The organism is Streptomyces sp. NPDC025806 (assembly GCF_055558275.1).
Window position 1 is genome coordinate 13988 of sequence record NZ_JBVHMU010000038.1, and the last position, 18921, is coordinate 32908.

Annotated in this window: 20 protein-coding genes and 2 pseudogenes; 12 read left to right on the plus strand and 10 right to left on the minus strand. The window is 72.1% G+C overall.

Annotated elements, in window-relative coordinates:
- Positions 1–30: 30 nt before the first annotated feature.
- The 4 genes from ligD (ACZ4E1_RS39330) to ACZ4E1_RS39345 are packed head-to-tail and all read right to left on the minus strand — an operon-like array spanning position 31 to position 3398.
- A complete protein-coding gene (gene ligD, locus ACZ4E1_RS39330; protein ID WP_467548658.1) occupies positions 31–975 on the minus strand; it encodes a non-homologous end-joining DNA ligase in 945 nt (314 codons plus the stop codon).
- 34 nt (positions 976–1009) lie between these two features.
- Positions 1010–1669, minus strand: coding sequence for an HhH-GDP family DNA glycosylase (locus tag ACZ4E1_RS39335; RefSeq protein ID WP_467548660.1), 660 nt, complete (start codon positions 1667–1669; stop codon positions 1010–1012).
- Positions 1666–2676, minus strand: coding sequence for a non-homologous end-joining DNA ligase (gene ligD / locus ACZ4E1_RS39340; RefSeq protein WP_467548661.1), 1011 nt, complete (start codon positions 2674–2676; stop codon positions 1666–1668). Before ligD (ACZ4E1_RS39340) ends, ACZ4E1_RS39335 begins: the two co-directional genes overlap by 4 nt.
- Positions 2673–3398 carry a DNA polymerase ligase N-terminal domain-containing protein gene (locus tag ACZ4E1_RS39345; protein ID WP_467548663.1) on the minus strand — a complete coding sequence of 242 codons (726 nt, stop codon included), beginning with the start codon at positions 3396–3398 and terminating at the stop codon, positions 2673–2675. The genes ligD (ACZ4E1_RS39340) and ACZ4E1_RS39345 overlap by 4 nt, the downstream gene beginning before the upstream one ends.
- 138 nt (positions 3399–3536) lie before the next feature.
- On the opposite strand from ACZ4E1_RS39345, the gene ACZ4E1_RS39350 reads away from it, so the two are divergent.
- The 7 genes from ACZ4E1_RS39350 to ACZ4E1_RS39380 all read left to right on the plus strand — a co-directional run bounded on the left by ACZ4E1_RS39350 (position 3537) and on the right by ACZ4E1_RS39380 (position 8079).
- Positions 3537–3863 (plus strand): plasmid stabilization protein, encoded by a 327-nt coding sequence (locus tag ACZ4E1_RS39350; protein WP_467548665.1) that lies wholly within the window; start codon positions 3537–3539, stop codon positions 3861–3863.
- A gap of 70 nt (positions 3864–3933) precedes the next feature.
- Positions 3934–5151, plus strand: coding sequence for a cytochrome P450 (locus ACZ4E1_RS39355; RefSeq protein WP_467548667.1), 1218 nt, complete (start codon positions 3934–3936; stop codon positions 5149–5151).
- A 143-nt stretch (positions 5152–5294) separates the two neighbouring features.
- Complete coding sequence (locus ACZ4E1_RS39360; protein ID WP_188335491.1) at positions 5295–5474, plus strand: hypothetical protein; 180 nt, start codon at positions 5295–5297, stop codon at positions 5472–5474.
- Positions 5471–6136: a HemK2/MTQ2 family protein methyltransferase gene (locus tag ACZ4E1_RS39365; protein ID WP_467548670.1), complete on the plus strand. Its 666-nt coding sequence runs from the start codon at positions 5471–5473 to the stop codon at positions 6134–6136. Before ACZ4E1_RS39360 ends, ACZ4E1_RS39365 begins: the two co-directional genes overlap by 4 nt.
- Complete coding sequence (locus ACZ4E1_RS39370; protein ID WP_467548672.1) at positions 6120–6371, plus strand: CDGSH iron-sulfur domain-containing protein; 252 nt, start codon at positions 6120–6122, stop codon at positions 6369–6371. Before ACZ4E1_RS39365 ends, ACZ4E1_RS39370 begins: the two co-directional genes overlap by 17 nt.
- A gap of 86 nt (positions 6372–6457) precedes the next feature.
- Complete coding sequence (locus tag ACZ4E1_RS39375; RefSeq protein WP_467548674.1) at positions 6458–7414, plus strand: iron-containing redox enzyme family protein; 957 nt, start codon at positions 6458–6460, stop codon at positions 7412–7414.
- The gene (locus tag ACZ4E1_RS39380; protein WP_467548676.1) at positions 7414–8079 is read left to right on the plus strand and encodes an HAD family hydrolase; all 666 of its coding nucleotides are present in this window, start codon (positions 7414–7416) and stop codon (positions 8077–8079) included. Before ACZ4E1_RS39375 ends, ACZ4E1_RS39380 begins: the two co-directional genes overlap by 1 nt.
- A 4-nt stretch (positions 8080–8083) precedes the next feature.
- Here the strand turns inward: ACZ4E1_RS39380 and ACZ4E1_RS39385 are convergent, their stop codons facing one another.
- Both ACZ4E1_RS39385 and ACZ4E1_RS39390 read right to left on the minus strand, forming a co-directional pair.
- The gene (locus ACZ4E1_RS39385) at positions 8084–9043 is read right to left on the minus strand and encodes an LLM class F420-dependent oxidoreductase (protein ID WP_467548678.1); all 960 of its coding nucleotides are present in this window, start codon (positions 9041–9043) and stop codon (positions 8084–8086) included.
- Positions 9044–9053: 10 nt separating this feature from the next.
- A complete protein-coding gene (locus tag ACZ4E1_RS39390) occupies positions 9054–9626 on the minus strand; it encodes a cysteine hydrolase family protein (RefSeq protein ID WP_467548680.1) in 573 nt (190 codons plus the stop codon).
- A gap of 132 nt (positions 9627–9758) precedes the next feature.
- Between ACZ4E1_RS39390 and ACZ4E1_RS39395 the strand changes: the two genes are divergently transcribed.
- On the plus strand, positions 9759–10136 hold the full coding sequence (locus ACZ4E1_RS39395; RefSeq protein WP_467548682.1) for a hypothetical protein: 378 nt from the start codon (positions 9759–9761) through the stop codon (positions 10134–10136).
- A 19-nt stretch (positions 10137–10155) separates the two neighbouring features.
- Here ACZ4E1_RS39395 and ACZ4E1_RS39400 read toward each other — a convergent pair.
- Positions 10156–10952 (minus strand): annotated as a pseudogene (locus tag ACZ4E1_RS39400) (SigB/SigF/SigG family RNA polymerase sigma factor).
- 45 nt (positions 10953–10997) lie between these two features.
- The gene (locus ACZ4E1_RS39405) at positions 10998–11813 is read right to left on the minus strand and encodes a SigB/SigF/SigG family RNA polymerase sigma factor (protein WP_467548684.1); all 816 of its coding nucleotides are present in this window, start codon (positions 11811–11813) and stop codon (positions 10998–11000) included.
- 251 nt (positions 11814–12064) lie between these two features.
- Here ACZ4E1_RS39405 and ACZ4E1_RS39410 point away from each other — a divergent pair, with 251 nt between their 5' ends.
- On the plus strand, positions 12065–12868 hold the full coding sequence (locus ACZ4E1_RS39410) for a VOC family protein (RefSeq protein ID WP_467548686.1): 804 nt from the start codon (positions 12065–12067) through the stop codon (positions 12866–12868).
- A gap of 10 nt (positions 12869–12878) precedes the next feature.
- On the opposite strand, the gene glgX is transcribed toward ACZ4E1_RS39410, so the two are convergent.
- Positions 12879–14993, minus strand: a complete 2115-nt coding sequence (gene glgX, locus ACZ4E1_RS39415; protein WP_467548688.1) for a glycogen debranching protein GlgX — start codon at positions 14991–14993, stop codon at positions 12879–12881.
- Positions 14994–15013: 20 nt separating this feature from the next.
- Positions 15014–15433, minus strand: a complete 420-nt coding sequence (locus tag ACZ4E1_RS39420) for a pep a2 (protein ID WP_467548690.1) — start codon at positions 15431–15433, stop codon at positions 15014–15016.
- 312 nt (positions 15434–15745) lie between these two features.
- Between ACZ4E1_RS39420 and ACZ4E1_RS39425 the strand changes: the two are divergent.
- From ACZ4E1_RS39425 to ACZ4E1_RS39435, 3 genes and pseudogenes are all read left to right on the plus strand, one after another.
- Positions 15746–15931 (plus strand): annotated as a pseudogene (locus tag ACZ4E1_RS39425) (DUF5133 domain-containing protein); the annotation flags it as partial.
- Positions 15932–16049: 118 nt separating this feature from the next.
- Positions 16050–18050, plus strand: coding sequence for an alpha-1,4-glucan--maltose-1-phosphate maltosyltransferase (locus ACZ4E1_RS39430; protein ID WP_467548691.1), 2001 nt, complete (start codon positions 16050–16052; stop codon positions 18048–18050).
- A gap of 20 nt (positions 18051–18070) precedes the next feature.
- Positions 18071–18921 (plus strand): alpha-amylase family glycosyl hydrolase (locus tag ACZ4E1_RS39435; protein ID WP_467548693.1); only part of this gene is annotated, 851 nt, incomplete at its 3' end.

The following is an 18921-nucleotide window of genomic DNA, read 5'->3' on the forward strand; positions in this document are numbered from 1 at the left end:
CGCGGTTCGTTCCATAGAGCGCGGAGCGGCCTAACTCTCGCGCAGCTCGGCCAGTTTCCGCGCGGCCGGACCGATGGCCCGTCCCTTGCGGGCCAGCCCGGCCCAGGGGTCCGTGCGGGCCTGGTCGAGGGCGTTCTCGACCGTCCACCGCCGGGCCGTCAGCTCCGGGTCGTCGAGCCGGCTCCACGCGAACGGCGTGGCGACCGGCCCGCCCGGCCTCGCCCGCACCGTGTACGGGACCACGGCGGTCTGCGCGTACCCGTTGCGCTGCACGTCGAGATAGAGCCGGTCGCCCCGGTCCTCCTTGCGCTGGGCGGTGGTGAGCTCGTCGGGGTGGGCCGCGGCCAGGGTGTCGGCGGCGGCCTTGGCGAAGTCGCGCACCTCCTCGAAGGTCTGCCGGCCCCTCAGGACCGCGACGACGTGCAGGCCGCGCGAGCCGGTCGTCATGACCCCGGAGGCGAGCCCCACGGTGTCCAGGAGATCGTGCACCCGCCGGGCGGCGGAGCGGACGGCCTCGAAGTCGCCCTCCCCGGGCGGGTCGAGGTCGAACACGAGCCGGTCCGGGCGGTCCACGTGCGGCGCCCGGGACTGCCAGCGGTGCAGGGTGACGGCCGCCTGGTCCGCGAGGTAGACGAGCGTCGCGGTGTCGTCGCACAGCGCGTGCAGGACGGTGCCGCCCTCCTTGTCGACCTCGAACCGGTGGATCCAGTCCGGGAAGTAGGCGGGGACGTTCTTCTGCATGATCCGCTCGCCGTCGAGCCCGTCCGGGAGGCGCTCCAGCATCAGGGGGCGGTCGCGCAGGTGGGGCAGCATGTGCGGGGCGATCTTCCGGTAGTACGCGACGAGGTCGCCCTTGGTCACGTCCGGGCCGCCGTCCGTCCCTGACGCGCCGGCCGGCAGCAGTTCCTTCTCCTGCCGGTGCAGGGTGACGGTGTGGGCGCCCACCCGCAGGCCGTCCGTCCGGTTCCCGGTCATCGCTCCACCTCTTCTTCCCTGTTCGTGTTGTCGTTCAGGCGGCCCGTTCGAGGCAGTCCTCCGCCACGTGCCGGTCGAGTGCGGCCCGCACCAGCGCCGCGGCCAGTTCGGCGTGCGGCGTGTCGCCGGCGAGGCGGACGAGCGCGGCGGGGTCCTTCGGCAGGCCCAGGCGTTCGGCTCCCTGGAGGGTCTTGTCGTCGAGGTAGGGGGCGAACTCGGGCCAGACGTCCTGCACTTCGCGCAGGAAGATGTCGGCCCCGGTGGGGCCGAGTCCCGGCATGCGGCGCAGGGAGGCGCGCAGCGCGTCGGCGTCGCCGTCGGCCCGTTCGCGCAGCCTGCGCAGGTCCCCGCCGCAGTCGTCGAGCAACAGGCGGGCGCCGTCGCCGAGTTGGGTGGCGGTGCGTTCGTCGTAGCGGCGGTAGCCGCCCTCGCCGAGGGCGTCGACGCGCTGCTGCCAGGTGGCGTCGGCCATGCGGCGCGGGTCGCGCAGTCCGGCGTCGTACAGGGCGCGCGCGGTCGCCACCCCGACGGAGGCGCGGATGCGAGTGCTGAGCAGGGTCGCGAGGACCAGGGTGCGGTACAGGGGCTGCGGGGTGTCCTTGAGGCGGATGCCCGCTTCGGCGGCGTAGGTCAGGCCGTGCTCGTCGAGCAGGGCGCGCAGCACCTTCCGCCGGGCGTTCGTGGTGCGTGTCATGGCTCGGTCCGTTCCCTGACGACGTCGGTGGGTTCCTTGTCGTCCCGCAGCCCCTGGTAGCGGGGGTGGCGCAGCAGGCCGTCGCGGGTCCATTCGGAGAAGGCGATCTGGGCGACGAGGCGCGGCCGGACCCAGCGGGCGCCGCGCACGGCGACGGCGCCGTGGAAGGGCGGCTCGTCCGTCCGGTGCGTGTCGAGTTCGGCGCGCAGTTCGCGCAGGGTGCGCCGGTCGAAGCCGGTGCCGACCTTGCCCGCGTAGCGCAGCCGCCCGTCCTCGTAGTAGCCGATGAGCAGGGCGCCGATGCCTTCCCTTGCACCCTCGGGCTCGGTGAACCCGCCGACCACGAACTCCTGCCCTCGCGCGCACTTGAGCTTGAGCCAGTCCGTCGAGCGGCGGGTGCGGGACGGGCCGTCGGCGCGCTTCGCGATGAGTCCCTCCCAGCCGCGCCGGCACGCGTCGGCGAGGAGTTCGGGGCCGCCCTCGTTGCGGTGGGTCGTGAGCCGCAGCGGTGCGGAGAACGTGAGCGCGCGCCGCAGCAGGGACTTGCGGGTGCGCAGCGGCAGGCGCCGGAGGTCGGTCCCGTCGAGGCGCAGCAGGTCGAAGACGTAGTACGTGACCGCGACCTCGCTGGCCGCCACGTCCTCGGGGCGGGTGAGGCCCATACGCTGCTGGAGCCGGCCGAAATCGGTGCGGCCGTGGGAGTACGCGACGATCTCGCCGTCGATCGTGAAGTCGGCGGAGTCCTGTGCGGCGAGCGCGTCGGCGATCTCCGGGTACGTGGCGTCCAGGCGCCGCCCGGAGCGGGACAGCAGGGTGACCCCGGAGGCGTCCCGGACGGCGAGGACCCGTACGCCGTCGAGCTTGCGCTCGAAGACCCAGCCGTCGTCGAAGTCGCGCCGGTCGCTGAGCGTGGCGAGCATCGGGGTGGCGGCGAGTTCGGCGCCCGGGGCGGCCTCGGACGTGAGGCGGTCGAGTCCGTTCGGCAGGGTGTCCAGGAGGCCGCTCATCCGCTGTCGCCACCGTCCGGGTCCCAGGTCTCGGCGTCCGGTGCCTCGGCGATCTGGCGCAGGGTGCGACCGCTGCGCGCCGAGCGGGCGCGGTGCGGGTCGGGGGTGCCGCCACCGCCGCGCCCGGTTCCGGTGCGCACGAGCAGCCAGGTCGGTTTCGCGCCGCTCGTGCCCTCGCGCTCCTCGCGGCTGTGGAAGCGGGTGAGGGCGTACTGGCCGTGCAGTTTGTCGCCGTGCAGTTCGAAGGTGGCGTGGCCGTGGTCCAGCGCCTCGGCGAACGGCACGGGCCGGTCCTTGCGGTCGTGACTGGTGGGGCGGTAGGTGCCCCGGTCCCAGACCATGACGGTGCCGCCGCCGTACTCGCCTGGGGCGATCACGCCCTCGAAGTCCTGGTAGGCCAGCGGGTGGTCCTCGGTGGGGACGGCGAGCCGCTTGTCGTGCGGGTCGGTGGAAGGGCCCTTGGGGACCGACCAGGACTTGAGCACGCCGTCGACCTCCAGGCGGAAGTCGAAGTGCATGGTGCGCGCGTCGTGGATCTGCACCACGAACGCCGGTTCGCCGCCCTCCGCCCTCGTCGTGTCTTTCTGCTCGGTGTCTTTCTGCTCGCCGCGGCCTGGCTGATCAGTACGGCCTGGCTGGTCGCCGCGCGGTTCGCTCGTCCGGTCGAAGTGCCGCTTGTCGCGGTAGGTCCGCAGACTGTCGCGGCCGTCCTTCTGCGTCACGGCGTTCTCCTCCCTGCGGGCCACGGGCCGGACCGGCGTCCGGGTACCCGTGATCTCCCGCGGCACGCGTGGCGGGGCCCCGGCCTGCGCATCCGTTCCGTGGACCGGGGTACTCGGCGGGCCGGAAAGGAGATCGTCATGCCACGAGGTGCGAACGCCAAGCGGGAACGCCAGTACGAGCACATCAAGGAGAGCGCCGAGCAACGCGGCGAGTCGACCGAGCGGGCCGAGGAGATCGCGGCGCGCACGGTCAACAAGGAGCGCGCGCGGGCCGGGGAGTCGAAGACCGCGAGCAAGGTCTCGACGCAGGACAAGAAGTCCGCCTCTCAGCGCGGCGGGGAACGGTCCCACAGCGGCGCCGCGGGCCCGACGAAGGACCAGCTCTACGAGGAGGCGAAGAAGCGCGGCATCGAGGGGCGCTCGTCCATGAACAAGCGGGAACTGGCCAGGGCGCTCGGACGCTGAGCCCTCCCCTCTGGCCCACGTCTCCCGCCCCGGCCCCGGGGGGGCTCCCTCACGTGAACGGAGATTCCGGATGTTCGACAGCACCCTGCCGTTGTTGGCGGAGGGCTACGCGTGGCTGCCCGACCGCCGCCGTCGCCGTGACGGCCGACCGGTGACCGGTCGCCTCCTCGGCAAGAAGGTCGTGGCCCTGCACGGGCCCGACGCGGTCCGTTTCTTCTACGACGAGCGGCACGTCGTGCGCCGCGGCGCGCTGCCGGGCCCGGTCCTCGACACGCTGTTCGGACGGGGAGCCGTGCACACCCTGGACGGGGCGCGCCACCGCGCCCGCAAGGCCCTGTTCACGGCTCTGCTCCAGGACCGCGGCGGCCTGGACAGGCTCGCGGCGGACCTCGCCGACCAGTGGACCCGGGCGCGTCGCCGCTGGGACGACCTCGACCGCCTGGTCCTCTTCGACGAGGCGGCCCTGCTGCTGACGCGTGCCGTCTGCGACTGGTCCGGCGTCCCGCTCTCCGACGACGACGCGCAGGGCACGGCTCGCGACCTGATCGCCATGGTGGACGGTTTCGCCTCGGTCGGCCCCCGCCATCTGCGGGCGCGCCGGGCGCGCAGCCGGCAGGAGGACCGGATCGCCCGCCTGGTCACGGAGGTCCGCGACGGTGACCGCACGGCGCCCGGGGGCTCGGTGCTCCGGGCGGTCGCCGATCACCGGGACGACGACGGCCGGCTGCTGGATCCGCACACGGCGGCGGTGGAGATCCTCAACGTGCTCCGGCCGACGGTGGCCGTCTCCTGGTTCCTGACCTTCGCCGCGCACGCCCTGCACCGGTGGCCCGATCATCGCAAGCGGCTCGTCGACGGGGACGCGGCCTGGGCGCGCGCGTTCGCTCAGGAGGTCCGCCGGTTCTATCCCTTCGCCCCGTTCGTCGGCGGGATCGCTGCCGCCGACCTGCGCTGGGAGGGCCAGGACATCCCCGAGGGCAGCATGGTGCTGCTCGACCTGTACGGGCAGAACCACGACCCGGAGCTGTGGCCCGAGCCGTACGCCTTCGATCCCGGCCGCTTCCTCGGCCGCGAGCCCGGGCGGGACGAACTGATCCCGCAGGGCGGCGGCGATCCGGCGGTCCACCACCGGTGCCCGGGCGAGGATGTCGTCCTGACGGTCCTGGAGACCCTGGTCCCGCATCTCGCCGAGCTGCCCTACGCCGTCCCCGCGCAGGATCTGCGCATCCCGCTGAACCGTGTGCCCACGGCGCCGCGCAGCGGGTTCGTGATGACGCCCGTGCCGTAGAACACGGCCGAACGCCGGGGGGGACCGGAGAACCCCTGGTCGCGCGTACATCCGGACGAAGTCCGTCCGCTTCAAGACCGCCGCACGGGGAACCCGGAAGTCCTCCCCGAAGCCCCCACCCGCACGAGAGGGAGTGACACATCATGGTCGATCCCGGCGACAAGGAGTTCTACCACCGTTCGCCTCATGCCTGGATGCCCGAGGACCGCCCGCGCGGCGGGGGTCCGACGCGTCCGGTCAAGCACCGGGGGACGCTGGCGACCGTCCTGCTGATCGCCGCCGTCATTCTGGTGATCCTCGTGGGCATCGCCCTGTTCCCGTGATCCGCTCACGCCTTCTGGCCGCGCCCGGTGTCTACCGGCCCGGCCACGACACCGCGCTCCTGATCCGGGCCCTGGACAAGGAGCCCGTCGCCCGCCGCTCCACCGTGCTGGACCTCGGGACCGGATCGGGGGCGCTGGCCCTGGCGGCTGCGCGTTCGGGGGCCCGCGTGACCGCGGTCGACATCGCGTGGCGGGCGGTCTGGACGGCGCGCCTGAATGCCCGTCTGGCCGGCCGCCCGGTGCGGGTGCGGCACCGCGATCTCGGCTCGGTGCACGGGCTCGGCCCCTTCGACCTGGCCGTCAGCAATCCGCCGTACGTGCCCTCGCCGCGGCCTCTGCCGCGGCGAGGTCCCGCGCAGGCGTGGGACGGCGGCCCGACCGGCCGCACCGTCGTCGACCGCGTCTGCGACGCCGCCGCGCAGGTGCTCCGCCCCGGCGGCGCCCTCCTCATGGTCCACTCCGCGCTGTGCGACGAGGAGATGAGCCTGGACCGCCTGGACCGCCTGGCCCGGCTCGGGATGAAGGGCGCGGTGATCGACCGCGCGTTCGTGCCGTTCGGGCCGGTCGTCCGCGGGCGCCGGGACTGGCTGTGCGCGCACGGCCTGCTCGACCGGGAAGCCGCGTCCGAGGAACTGGTGGTCATCCGTGCCGAACTCCCCTGAACCCCCTGAACTCCCTGAACCCCTTGAGCCCCGCCCGTGCCGGATCACGGCCGACCGTACGGGCCCGCTGCTCGTGGAAGGCCCGGTCGAGGTGACCGACGCCGACGGGGTCGTGCACACCTCCCGGCGCTTCCAGGTGGCGATCTGCACCTGCCGCCGCAGCCGCATCTACCCCTGGTGCGACACGAGCCATCGCCGCCGCTCCCCCGCACCCCCGCGGACGGACCCGTCGTGACGCCCGCCGAGCCCGCCACGCCACCGGAGCCCCGCGCCCACACACCCGAACTGCCGCCCGCTCGCGGGGAGTTGTCCCACTGGACCATGAGAGCGCTGACGCACGACGGGACGACGCCACCGCCCCCGCCACCAGACGGCGCGGCAGCCGACCCCTACGGCGACGACCTCCAGCTCACCCTCTACGTGCTCTACGAACTCCACTACCAGGGCTTCCGGGGCGTCGACCCGGACCGGGAATGGGACCCCGGCCTGCTGGCCCTGCGACGACGACTCGAACGGCGCCTGCTCGCCGCCCTGCGCGAGGACGCGGCCCCACGGGCCGACGCGGCCCGCACCCTCGACGACCTCCGGACCGCACCACCCCCCGGGCACGACCCGAACAGCGTGAGTCATCACCTGCGCCGCGACGGCACCACCCGGCAGTTCAGGGAGTACGCGGCGCTGCGCTCGCTCTACCACCTCAAGGAGGCCGACCCGCACGCGTGGGTCATCCCGCGCCTGCACGGCCGGGCCAAGGCGGCGATGGTGGCGGTCGAGTACGACGAGTTCGGCGCCGGACGCCCCGAGGACGTCCACGCCCGCCTCTACGCGGACCTGATGACGGACCTCGGCCTGGAGACCGCGTACGGCCACTATCTCGGCCACGCTCCGGCCGCCGCCCTCGCCCCGGTCAACCTCATGTCCCTGTTCGGACTGCACCGCGGTCTGCGCGGGGCGCTGGTGGGCCACTTCGCGGCCGTGGAGATCACCTCGTCCCCCGGTTCGCGCCGGCTCGCCGAAGGACTGCGGCGCCTCGGCGCGGGCCCGGCCGCCCAGCGGTTCTACGACGAGCACGTGGAGGCCGACGCCGTGCACGAGCAGGTGGTCCGGCGCGACGTCGTCGGCGGCCTGTTGCGCGCCGAGCCCTCCCTGGACCGCGACGTCGCGTTCGGCGCGTGTGCCACCGGCTTCGTGGAGGACCGGCTCGGCGCCCACCTCCTGACCCACTGGCGGCGCGGCGACAGCGCCCTGCTCGAACCCCTGCCGGAAGGAGCCCCGTGATGACTGCGCGAGCGGCGGTCTTCGACGTGGACGGAACCCTCGTCGACACCACTCACCTGCACGCCGTGTGCTGGTGGGAGTCCCTGCGCCAGGCGGGTCACCGGGTCCCAATGACCTCGGTACACGGCGCCATCGGTCTCGGCTCCACCGATCTCCTCGCCCATCTCCTCGGCCCGGACCGGGACAAGGACGAGGACGCGGCCCTCAGCGCCGGTCACAAGGCCCTCTACGGCACCTGGCACGAGCGCCTCGCCCCGTTCGACGGGGCGGCCGACGTCCTGCGCCGGCTGCACGAGGACGGCTGGCCCGTCGTCCTCGCCACCTCGGCGAGCGGACCCGAGCTGAAGGCCCTGCGCGCCGCGCTCGACGCCGACGAGGCGATCGACGCGACCGCGAGCGCCGACGACGTCGACGCGGGCAAGCCCGCGCCCGAGCCCGTGTGGCACGCGCTCGACCTCGTCGGGGCGGAGCCCGGGGACAGCGTGTTCGTCGGCGACTCGGTCTGGGACATGCGGGCGGGGCGCCGGGCCGGTGTCACCCCGGTCGCGGTGCTGAGCGGTGGCGTGTGCCGCGCTGCGCTGGAGGCGGCGGGCGCCGCGGAGGTGTACGCGGACACGGCGGACCTGCTGCGTCACCTGGACCGCAGCGCCTTCCGGCGCTCCTGAGTCCTCAGGCGCCGCGCAGTGCGGGCAGCACCTCGCTGCGGTAGAACTCGAAGAATCCCTGCTGGTCCGGCCCGATCTGGCCGACGTACACCTCGTCGAAGCCGGCGTCGGTGTACGCGGACACCGCGCGGAGGTGTTCGTCCAGGTCGTCGCCGCACACGGAGTGGTCCGCCACGGTCTGCTCGGTGACGAGCGAGGAGGCCTGTTCGAAGTGCGCGGGGCTGGGCAGGACCTGCCCCAGTTCGCCGGGCAGGAACTGGGTGGGCCACAGCCGGTGGACCGTCTTGACGGCCTGCTCCCGGTCGGTGCCCCAGCACACCTTGAGGCCGCCGAGGACCGGCTTCTGGCCGCCACCGGAGCGGCGGAACTGTCCCACCAGGTCCTTGTCCGGTGTCATCGTGACGAAGCCGTCGCCGATCCGCCCGGCGAGCGCGGCGGCCTTGGGTCCGAACCCGGAGACATGGAGGGGCACGGGCTCGTCGGGGACGGTGTAGAGGCGGGCGTTCTCGACGGTGTAGTGGCGGCCTCGGTGGGTGACCTCGTCGCCCGTGAGGAGTTCGCGGATGATCTGCACGGCCTCTTCGAGCATCTGGAAGCGGACGTCCACGGCCGGCCAGGCGTCCCCGAGGACTTGCTCGTTGAGGGCCTCGCCGGTGCCGACGCCGAAGCGGAAACGGTTGCCGGTGAGCACGCCGGAGGTGGCCACGGCCTGCGCATTGACCGCCGGATGCATACGGAGGGTGGGGCAGGTCACGAACGTGGTCACGGGCAGTGACGTCACCTGGGCGAGCGCGCCGATCATCGACCAGACGAACGGGCTCTGCCCCTGCGCGTCGATCCAGGGGTGGTAGTGGTCCGAGATCGCCAGGCACTCGAAGCCCGCCTGCTCGGCGGCCCGTGCCTGGTCCAGCAGCTCCGCCGGGGTGAACTCCTCGCTCGCCAGGAAGTATCCGTAGCGTGCCATCACTCGCTCCTCACGTGGTTCGGCCCCCGTCGCCCGAGAAGGCGATGTCCTGCCCCCTGAGTACGCGCGCTCCCATGTTCGTTCGCATCATCTCCAGTGCCGCGTCGGCCAGTTCGGGATGGATGGAGGCGACGGCGTCGCTGACGACCGTCACGTCCAGGTGCCGGATGTGCGCGTCGAGCGCGGAGTACAGCACACACTGTTCGGTGACCTGACCGCAAAGGATCACGTGCCGCACGTCGAGCTCCCACAGCAGGTACGACAGCGGCGTCTCGAAGAAGATCGAGTGCCGTGCCTTCACCACGAACAGCGCGTCCTCGTCGGGCGTGATCGGCTCGACGAGGTCGGCGTGCCGCCCGGCGAGCGCGGCGTCGACGATCTCACCGTGGTGGGAGCGCCACTGTCCGAAGTTGTCGTTGGCGTACACGACGGGCACGCCGCCGGCCCGTGCGGCGGCGAGCAGCTCGGCCACGACCGGCACGATCGTGCGGGCCGAGGGCAGCAGCAGCTCCGCGTCCTCGTGGTCGTACGTGTTGATCATGTCGATCACGATGAGGGCCGGGACACTGTCGTTGACTGGCACCGCTCCCGCGTACCCAGGAACAATGGTGCTGAAGCGCGCCGCCGGGAGTGGCCCGCGCCCGCGCGGGAACCCGGGCTCCGCAGACGACATCGGCCGGGGGCGCCCCCGGCCGGAGGCGAGCAGGAGATCCTCATGACACTCCAAGACCACCTGGTCACCGTGATGCTCAGCAACTGCACGGATGACGACGCCCATCGGGTCCTGTCCCATCTCGGGGTGCTGGCCGGCGCGCCCGGGCCCGTGCCCGCGCCGGCCGGCGGCGGCTCCCACGCCCCGGCCCACCCGACGGTGTGGACCGCCGAGGTCGATCCGGAGGAAGGACCGCCGGCCGCCGGTTCGGACGCCCGGGCCGCGGGCCTCGACGGTTCGGTGGCACTGAACGCGCAGGGTTCGCCGCACGGCGTGCAGGCGCTGCGCGACGTCCTGGCGCAGGCCTTCACGGTGGAGGAGACGGGGTCGGTCTCCGGTGACCAGGAACGCGACTGTCAGTTCCGGCTCACCGCGCGCTGAGCCGCCGTGTCCGGTGCGCTCACGCGGCCTGCGGCTGCGGGGCGCGGTCGGCGCGGTCACGGATCCGCGCGCAGCTGCGGCTGATGAGCCGCGAGACGTGCATCTGCGAGATGCCGAGCTCCTCGCCGATGCGCGCCTGCGTCATGTCCTCGAAGAAGCGCAGGTAGAGGATGGTGCGCTCGCGTTCGGGCAGGAGTCGCAGGCCGTCCTTGGCGGCTTCGCGGTCGGCGACGAGTTCGAAGCCGGGGTCGGGCGCGCCGAGGCTGTCGGAGAGGCTGAAGCCGTCGTCGGAGGGACCCATCTCGGCTTCCAGGGACAGGCTGCGGTAGCTGTGTTCAGGGCCTCCAGGCCCTCCCGCACCTCGTCCGGGGTCAGCCCCGTCTCGCGCGCGATCTCCTCGGGGCCGGGCTCCTTGTCGGGGTGTCCGGCCCGGTTCATGAGGTCGCGGCGGGCGAAGCGGACCCGGTTGCGCAGGTCCTGCACCCGGCGGGGGACGCGGACGTCCCAGGTGTGGTCGCGGAAGTGGCGGCGCAGTTCCCCGGTGATGGTGGGCACCGCGACGGGTTCGAAGGGGCCCTGCCCGGGGTCGTAGCGGTCGACGGCCTTCACGAGGCCGACGGCCGCCACCTGTTCGAGGTCCTCCACGCTCTCGCCCTTGTTCCTGAAGCGCCGGGCGAGGCGGTGGGCCATGGGCAGCCATGCCTCCACCAGTTCCTCGCTCAGTACGTCGTGTTCGGGTCCCCGCGGGCTGTCGGCGAGGCGGAGGAACGCCTGTTCGGTGTCGGGCGCGTCGTCGTGCACACGGTGAGTGGCCATAAAAGGGGTCTCTCCTCGGCGTGGCTCGTCACTTCGGTGAAAGGGTCAGGCGGGCAGTTCGCCGGCTTCTCTGCGGACCCGGGCGCAGCTTTCCCGGATGAGGCGCGAGACGTGCATCTGCGAAATGCCGAGCAGATCGGCGATCCGGATCTGCGTCATGTCCCGGAAGAAACGCAGATAGAGAATCGTGCGTTCGCGCTCGGGCAGATGACTCAGGCCCTCCTTGGCCGCTTCGCGCTCGGCGACGCGGTCGTAGGCCGGCTCGGGTTCGCCGAGGGTGTCCGCGATGGTGCAGCCGCCGCCGTCGGAGAAGGACATCTCCGCGTCGAGCGAGCGGGCCTGGTAGCTCTCCATCGCGGACAGGCCCTCGCGGACCTCGTCCTCGGTCAGACCGGCCTGTTCGGCGATCTCCGCCACGCTCGGCTGCTGCCCGCCGGGCTGCTGCGTGAGGGCGCGGCGCGCCACGCGGACCGCGTTGCGCAGGTCCTGGACCCGACGCGGTACGTGCAGGTCCCACAGGTGGTCGCGGAAGTGGCGGCGCAGTTCGCCGGTGATGGTGGGCACCGCGTACGACTCGAACGCGCCGAGCGTCGGGTCGTAGCGGTTCACGGCCTTCAGCAGGCCCAGTGCGGCGATCTGCTGGAGGTCCTCCATGTTCTCGCCCTTGTCGCGGAAGCGGCGCGCGATGCGGTGCGCCATGGGCAGCCAGGCCGTCACAGCCTCTTCGCACAGCAGATCGCGCTCGGCGCCGGGTTCGAGCCCGGCCAGCCGCGCGAACAGTGCCGACGTGTCGGGAGCGTCGTCGTGACGACGGCGGGAACGGCCTCGCGACCGTGTCCGGTCGATCCTTTCGGTGAGCATGAGAAATCGCTCCTCAACGAATTCGTTGAGCTGGATTCGCGAGAAGCGCGTGCTCGTCACTCCGAGGAGCGTCATCTCCCCGGGGGCGGCCGCGCCGCTCGCGGAAGATGCCTTCGCTCCAAAGCATCGACGTACGGGTACCCCACCATTGTCCGTCCGAACGGGCCGATTCCGCCAACGCGGAACGCGAAAGCGTCGGGGAAGGTGCAAGGATGGGTCCGAGGGGGGCCTCACCCCGGAACGGTACGAAGATGAACAGCCAGAGCGCAGCCGTCGACGGCGGAACCCTGTCGAGTCACGCGGTGATCGGTGCCCCTTGCTGGGTCAGTCTGACGACCCGCGATCTGGAGGCTGTCCAGTCCTTCTACACCGCCGTCCTCGGCTGGGAGTGGCGGGTCGGCAAGCTGGGCGACCGGTACCGGTTCGCGAGCGTGGACGGGGTGCCGGTGGCCGGTGTGTCAGCCGTTCGGAGCATGGGGGACACGGCGTTCGCGTGGACGCCGTTCTTCGCCACGGACGACGCGGACCGGGCGGTGTCCCGCGGCTACGAGCGGGGCGGCACGACGGCCCTGGGCCCGATCTCGTTCCCGCCCGGGCGGGCGGCGATGCTCGCCGACCGCGACGGGGCGGTCTTCGGCATCTGGGAGGGCGAGCTGGTCACCGGCTGGGAGAAGTGGCGGCGCGCCGCCCCGGCCTTCATGGAGCTCCACACGCGCAACGCGTTCGACGCCGCCATGTTCTACGCCGAGGTCCTCGGCTGGGCGTCCGAGGCCGAGGGATGCTGCGAGGCCTGTTACGAGGACGAGAGCGTCGTCCTGCGCAGCGAGGGCGAGATCGTGGCCCGTATCCACTCGGGCGCGGTGGAGTCGGCGCCGGACCCGGCGATCCGGCCGCGCTGGCAGATCCACTTCGCGGTCCGGGACGTGGAGGCCTGTGCCCGCGCCGCTCTCGACCACGGTGGCTCGGTTCTTTCGCGGGCCGCGGGTCGTCCGGAGATCACGCTGAGCGATCCGGACGGCGCCCGCTTCGTGGTGTACGCGCGGCCGGCGGCCTGACCGGCCGCGCTCAGGCGGTGCGGGCGGGCCGGGAGAGCAGGAGCAGGCTGTGGGGCGCGAGGACGATTCTGCTGGCCGCCTTGTGCTCCGTCTCGTCCGCGTCGCCCCGGGCGTCCGTGGTGTCGATCCGGGTGGTCCAGCGTTCGCCGTAGTCGGCGCCGGGCAGGTCGAAGGCGACGGGCTCGCGGTAGCTGTTCATGAGCAGCAGGAATGAGTCGTCCACGACCCGGCGGCCACGGGCGTCGGGTTCGGCGATGGCGTCGCCGTTGAGGAAGACACCGAGGGCGTGGGCGTCGGGCCGCCGCCAGTCCTCGTCGGTCATCTCGCGCGCGTCGGGGCGCAGCCACACCAGGTCGGGCAGCGGCTGTGACGCGCCGGTGGCGGTGTCGCCGCGGAAGAAGCGGCGTCTGCGCAGCACCGGGTGTTCGGTGCGCAGCCGGATGACGCGGGTGGTGAAGTCGATCAGCTGCCGCTGTTCGCCGGTGAGGTCCCAGTCGATCCAGGAGAGCTCGCTGTCCTGGCAGTAGGCGTTGTTGTTGCCCTGCTGGGTGCGGCCGAGTTCGTCACCGTGCGCGAGCATCGGGATGCCCTGCGAACACATGAGGGTGGCCAGGAAGTTGCGTTGCTGGCGGGCGCGGAGTTCGAGGATCGCGGGGTCGGTGGTGGGGCCTTCGACGCCGCAGTTCCAGGACCGGTTCAGGTTCTCCCCGTCCCGGCCGTCCTCGCCGTTGGCCTCGTTGTGCTTGGTGTCGTACGAGACGAGGTCGCGCAGGGTGAAGCCGTCGTGCGCGGTGACGAAGTTGACGCTGGCGCGCGGGCGCCGGCGGTCGTGCTGGTAGAGGTCGGAGGAGCCGGTCAGCCGGGAGGCGAACTCGGCGACGGTGTGGTCGGCGCCGCGCCAGAAGTCCCGTACGGAGTCGCGGTACTTGCCGTTCCACTCCGACCACAGTGGCGGGAAGTTCCCCACCTGGTAGCCGCCGTCGCCGACGTCCCAGGGTTCGGCGATCAGCTTGACGCGGCCGACGACGGGGTCCTGCTGGACGAGGTCGAAGAACGCGGACAGCCGGTCCACGTCGTGGAACTGGCGGGCGAGGGTGGCCGCGAGGTCGAAGCGGAAGCCGTCGACGTGCATCTCGGTGACCCAGTACCGCAGTGAGTCCATGACCATCTGGAGGACGTTCGGGTGGTGCATCCGGAGGCTGTTGCCGGTGCCCGTGGTGTCGAAGTAGCGGGCCGGGTCGTCGGGGTGCAGGCGGTAGTACGAGGCGTTGTCGATGCCGCGGAAGGCGAGCGTGGGCCCGTTCTCGTTGCCCTCGGCCGTGTGGTTGTAGACGACGTCGAGGATCACTTCGAGGCCGGCCCCGTGCAGCGCCTTGACCATGGACTTGAACTCGGGGACCTGCTCGCCGAGGGCGGGGTGCGCCGCGTAGGCGTTGTGCGGGGCGAAGAAGCCGATCGAGGTGTAGCCCCAGTAGTTGGTCAGGCCGCGGTCGACGAGGAAGCCGTCGTGGATGTACTGGTGGACGGGCATCAGCTCGACGGCGGTCACGCCCAGCGAGGTGAGGTGCGCGAGGACGGGTTCCGTCGCGAGTCCCGCGTAGGTGCCGCGCAGCGCCGGGGGTACGTCGGGGTGGGTCTGGGTCAGTCCGCGCACATGGGTCTCGTAGACGACGGTCTCGGCGTAGGGCCGGCGGGGCGGCTCGTCGTCGCCCCAGTCGAACGAGGGGTCGGTGACGACCGAGACCAGGGTGTGCGGGGCGCTGTCCGCCGGCTCGGGGCCGGGCGAGGCCCGCTCGAAGAGCGCGGCGTCGTTGTCCGTGGCCCCCTCCATCGCCCGCGCGTAGGGGTCGAGGAGCAGCTTGGCGGGGTTGCACCGGTGGCCGGCCGCCGGGTCCCAGGGGCCGTGGACCCGGTAGCCGTAGCGCTGGCCGGGGCCGACCCCCGGGATCCGGCAATGCCACACGAAGCCGTCGACCTCGGTGAGCGGGACGGTGCGGCAGGTGCCGTCGTCGTCGATCAGGACGAGGTCGACCCGTTCGGCGACCTCGCTGAACAGGGCGAAGTTGGTTCCTTCGCCGTCGGGGGTGGCGCCCAGAGGGAACGGGCTGCCGGTCCAGATCTCCAAGCGCCTGCCTCCTGCGGGGTTCAACCGGGCACGGGTACCGCGGCGGCGAGCGGCTCGGCCTCGGGGAGCCGCACCCGGCAGGTGAACCAGACGGTCCTGCCGGTGGGCGCGGGGTAGCTGCCCCAGCCGTCGCTCCACTCGGCGATCCGGCTGCTCAGGTCCTGCCGCCCGTCCTGGGCCGCGGGGAGTTCGCGGTTGCGGTCCGAGACCGCGGTGACGAGGTGCTGCCCGGTCCACCACATCTCGACGACGGCCGTCTTGTCGGCGCCGTGGTCCTCGATGTCCTGGAGCAGCATCCGGGTGCAGTGGCACACGGGGTCCGCGAGCGTGCGCAGCCCCCAGTGCCGTAGATGTGCGGCGAGAATGCGCTCGACCTGCCCGATCTGCTCCGGGCCGACCTCCACGTCGAGGTGGTAGTGGCGGGAGAGCGTGGGTTCCATGGTTCTGGCTCCTCTCGGCGAAGCCTGCTGCCCGTCGCACCGGCAGCGGCACGGGTCCCGGACACGGAGCGTGAGCAGCAGTCGCTCCTGGGTCACTCCAGACTGTGAGGCGCGCGGCCTTCACGCAACAGGAGTCACCCGCGCCTCACGCGTCGTTGAATTCCCAACAGGACGCAGGGTGTTCGTACATGCACTATGAGTGAGGCGTACTCCCTTCCGCGTGAGCCGACCCGGCTCCCGCACGCATCGGTTCGGCATCGAGCCGGCTGCGGGGAGAACGCCCCGACAAGAATGGTGACCCCCGTGGTGATCATGCCCACCAAAACCGAGGTCGCGCGTCATCTGAGGTACTACCGGGCGTGGGAGCGGCTCTCGCTCGCGCACCCCGCCGACCGGGCCATCCGCATGCGCTTCGAGGACAGTGCGTACACGCTGTGCGTGCTGATGGGCGAGTGCCGGACCCGGCAGGCCGTCGACGCCGCCGAGCAGTACCTGCGTCACGGGACCCGGCCCGCGCGGCCGGGTCCCGTGAACGCGCAGCTGTGATCCACGTCCAAGCATCCGCGTCGATGAATCCGCGTCCTCCGCCCCACACAGGACCGGCGAGGAGAGAGCGATGTTGTCAGCGTTGGTAGAAGGCTCCGTGCTCACCGCGACGGTGCTGGTCCGGGACATCGAGCCGCTCGTCGACTGCGGCCGGCGCCCGGCGAAGGCGGTCCCCGGCGAGACCTTCCAGGTCACCGCCACGGTGTTCGCCGAGGCGGGGACCGCGGTCGGCGCCGATGTCGTGCTGCGCGGCCCGGACGGCCGCGCGGGTCCCTGGACCCCGATGCGCGAGCTGTCCCCCGGCACCGACCGCTGGTCCGCGGAGGTCACCCCGGACGCCGAGGGCCGCTGGACCTACCGCGTGGAGGCCTGGACGGATCCGGTGACCGACTGGCGGCGGGCCGCCGAGGTCAAGGTCCCGACCGGTCTCGACACCGGACTGATGCTGGAGGAGGGCGCGCTCCTGTACGGGCGCGCGGCGCGTGGCGTTCCGCCGGGAGCGGAGCGCCGGGTCCTGCTGGCCGCCGTGGACGCCCTTCAGGACGAGGCGCGGACCCCGGCCGAACGGCTCGGGGCCGCACTGACTCCGGAGGTGGCGGCCGTCCTCGCGCGGTATCCCCTGCGCGAGCGGATCACCCGCTCCCCCGCCCTGCCGCTGCTCGTGGAGGGGGAGCGGGCCCTGTACGGGGCCTGGTACGAGTTCTTCCCGCGCTCCGAGGGCGCGGTCGTCGAGCCCGGGAAACCGCCGGTCAGCGGCACGTTCGCGACGGCCGCCGAGCGGCTGCCCGCGATCGCCGCGATGGGCTTCGACGTCGTCTACCTCCCCCCGATCCACCCCATCGGCACCACCCACCGCAAGGGCCCCGACAACTCCCTCACCCCCGGCCCGCACGACGTCGGCGTCCCCTGGGCGATCGGCTCCCCCGAGGGCGGGCACGACGCGATCCACCCGGACCTCGGCACCCTCGACGACTTCGACGCGTTCGTCGCACGGGCCCGCGAACTCGACCTGGAGATCGCCCTCGACTTCGCGCTCCAGTGCTCCCCCGACCACCCCTGGGTGGAGAAACACCCGGAGTGGTTCACGCAGCGCGCCGACGGGACGATCGCGTACGCGGAGAACCCGCCGAAGAAGTACCAGGACGTCTACCCGATCGCGTTCGACCGGGATCTGCCCGGGATCGTCGCCGAGACGGTGTGCCTGCTGCGGTTCTGGATGGCGCACGGGGTGCGGATCTTCCGCGTCGACAACCCGCACACGAAGCCGGTGGCGTTCTGGGAGGCGGTGCTCGCCGACATCAACGGCACGGACCCGGACGTCGTCTTCCTCGCGGAGGCCTTCACCCGGCCTCCCGTGATGCGGGCCCTGGCGCAGGCCGGCTTCCAGCAGTCGTACACGTACTTCACCTGGCGGAACACGAAACAGGAACTGACCGAGTACCTGACCGAACTCTCCACCGAGACGGCCGCGTTCCTGCGGCCGAACTTCTTCGTGAACACCCCGGACATCCTGCCCGGCCCCCTCCAGGAGGGCGGGCGCCCCGCGTTCGAGGCCCGCGCCGTCCTGGCGGCGACGCTGGCGCCGAGCTGGGGCGTGTACGCCGGGTTCGAGCTGTGCGAGAACACCGCGGTGCGGCCCGGCAGCGAGGAGTACCTGCACTCGGAGAAGTACGAACTGCGGCCCCGGGACTGGGAGTCGGCCGAGCGTGAGGGCCGCACGATCGCCCCGCTGATCACCCGGCTCAACGAGATCCGGCGCGCCCATCCGGCGCTGCGCTTCCTCAGGAACCTCCGCTTCCACGAGGCCGACAACGACGCGGTGCTCGTCTACAGCAAGCGCGAGGGCGAGGACACGGTCCTGGTCGTCGTGAACCTGGACCCGCACCACACCCAGGAGGCCACGGTCCGCCTGGACATGCGGCACCTGGGGCTCGCCCCGGACGCCACCGTCCCCGTACGGGACGAACTGACCGGCGAGACCTATCACTGGGGCCGATCCGCGTACGTGCGCCTCGAACCGGGCCGCGCGCCCGCGCACGTCCTCGCGGTCGGCGACCGTCCTCACCACTGACTCGGAGGGTCACCCACATGATGTTCATGAACGAGCCCGTTCCGGACACCTTCGAGGACACGCCGGCCAAGGACCGCGACCCCGACTGGTTCAAACGTGCCGTCTTCTACGAGGTCCTGGTCCGTTCCTTCCAGGACAGCAACGGCGACGGCGTGGGCGACCTCAAGGGCATCACCGCCAAGCTCGACTATCTCCAGTGGCTCGGCGTCGACTGCCTGTGGCTGCCCCCGTTCTTCAAGTCCCCGCTCAAGGACGGGGGTTACGACGTCTCCGACTACACCTCGGTGCTCCCGGAGTTCGGCGACCTGGCGGACTTCGTGCAGTTCGTCGACGCGGCACACCAGCGCGGCATCCGCGTGATCATCGACTTCGTCTTGAACCACACCAGCGACCAGCACATGTGGTTCGAGGAGTCGCGCAAGAACCCGGACGGTCCCTACGGCGACTACTACGTGTGGGCCGACGACGACAGCGGCTACGCGGACGCCCGGATCATCTTCGTCGACACCGAGGCCTCGAACTGGACGTACGACCCGGTGCGGGGCCAGTACTACTTCCACCGCTTCTTCTCGCACCAGCCGGACCTCAACTACGAGAACCCGCGCGTGCAGGAGGAGATCCTGGCGGCGCTGCGCTTCTGGCTGGACCTCGGCATCGACGGCTACCGCCTGGACGCGGTGCCGTACCTGTACGCGGAAGAGGGCACCGACTGCGAGAACCTACCCGCCTCCCACGCCTTCCTGAAGCGGGTCCGCGCGGAGATCGACGCCCACTATCCCGACACGGTGCTGCTGGCGGAGGCGAACCAGTGGCCCGAGGACGTCGTCGACTACTTCGGTGACTACCGCTCCGGCGGCGACGAGTGCCACAT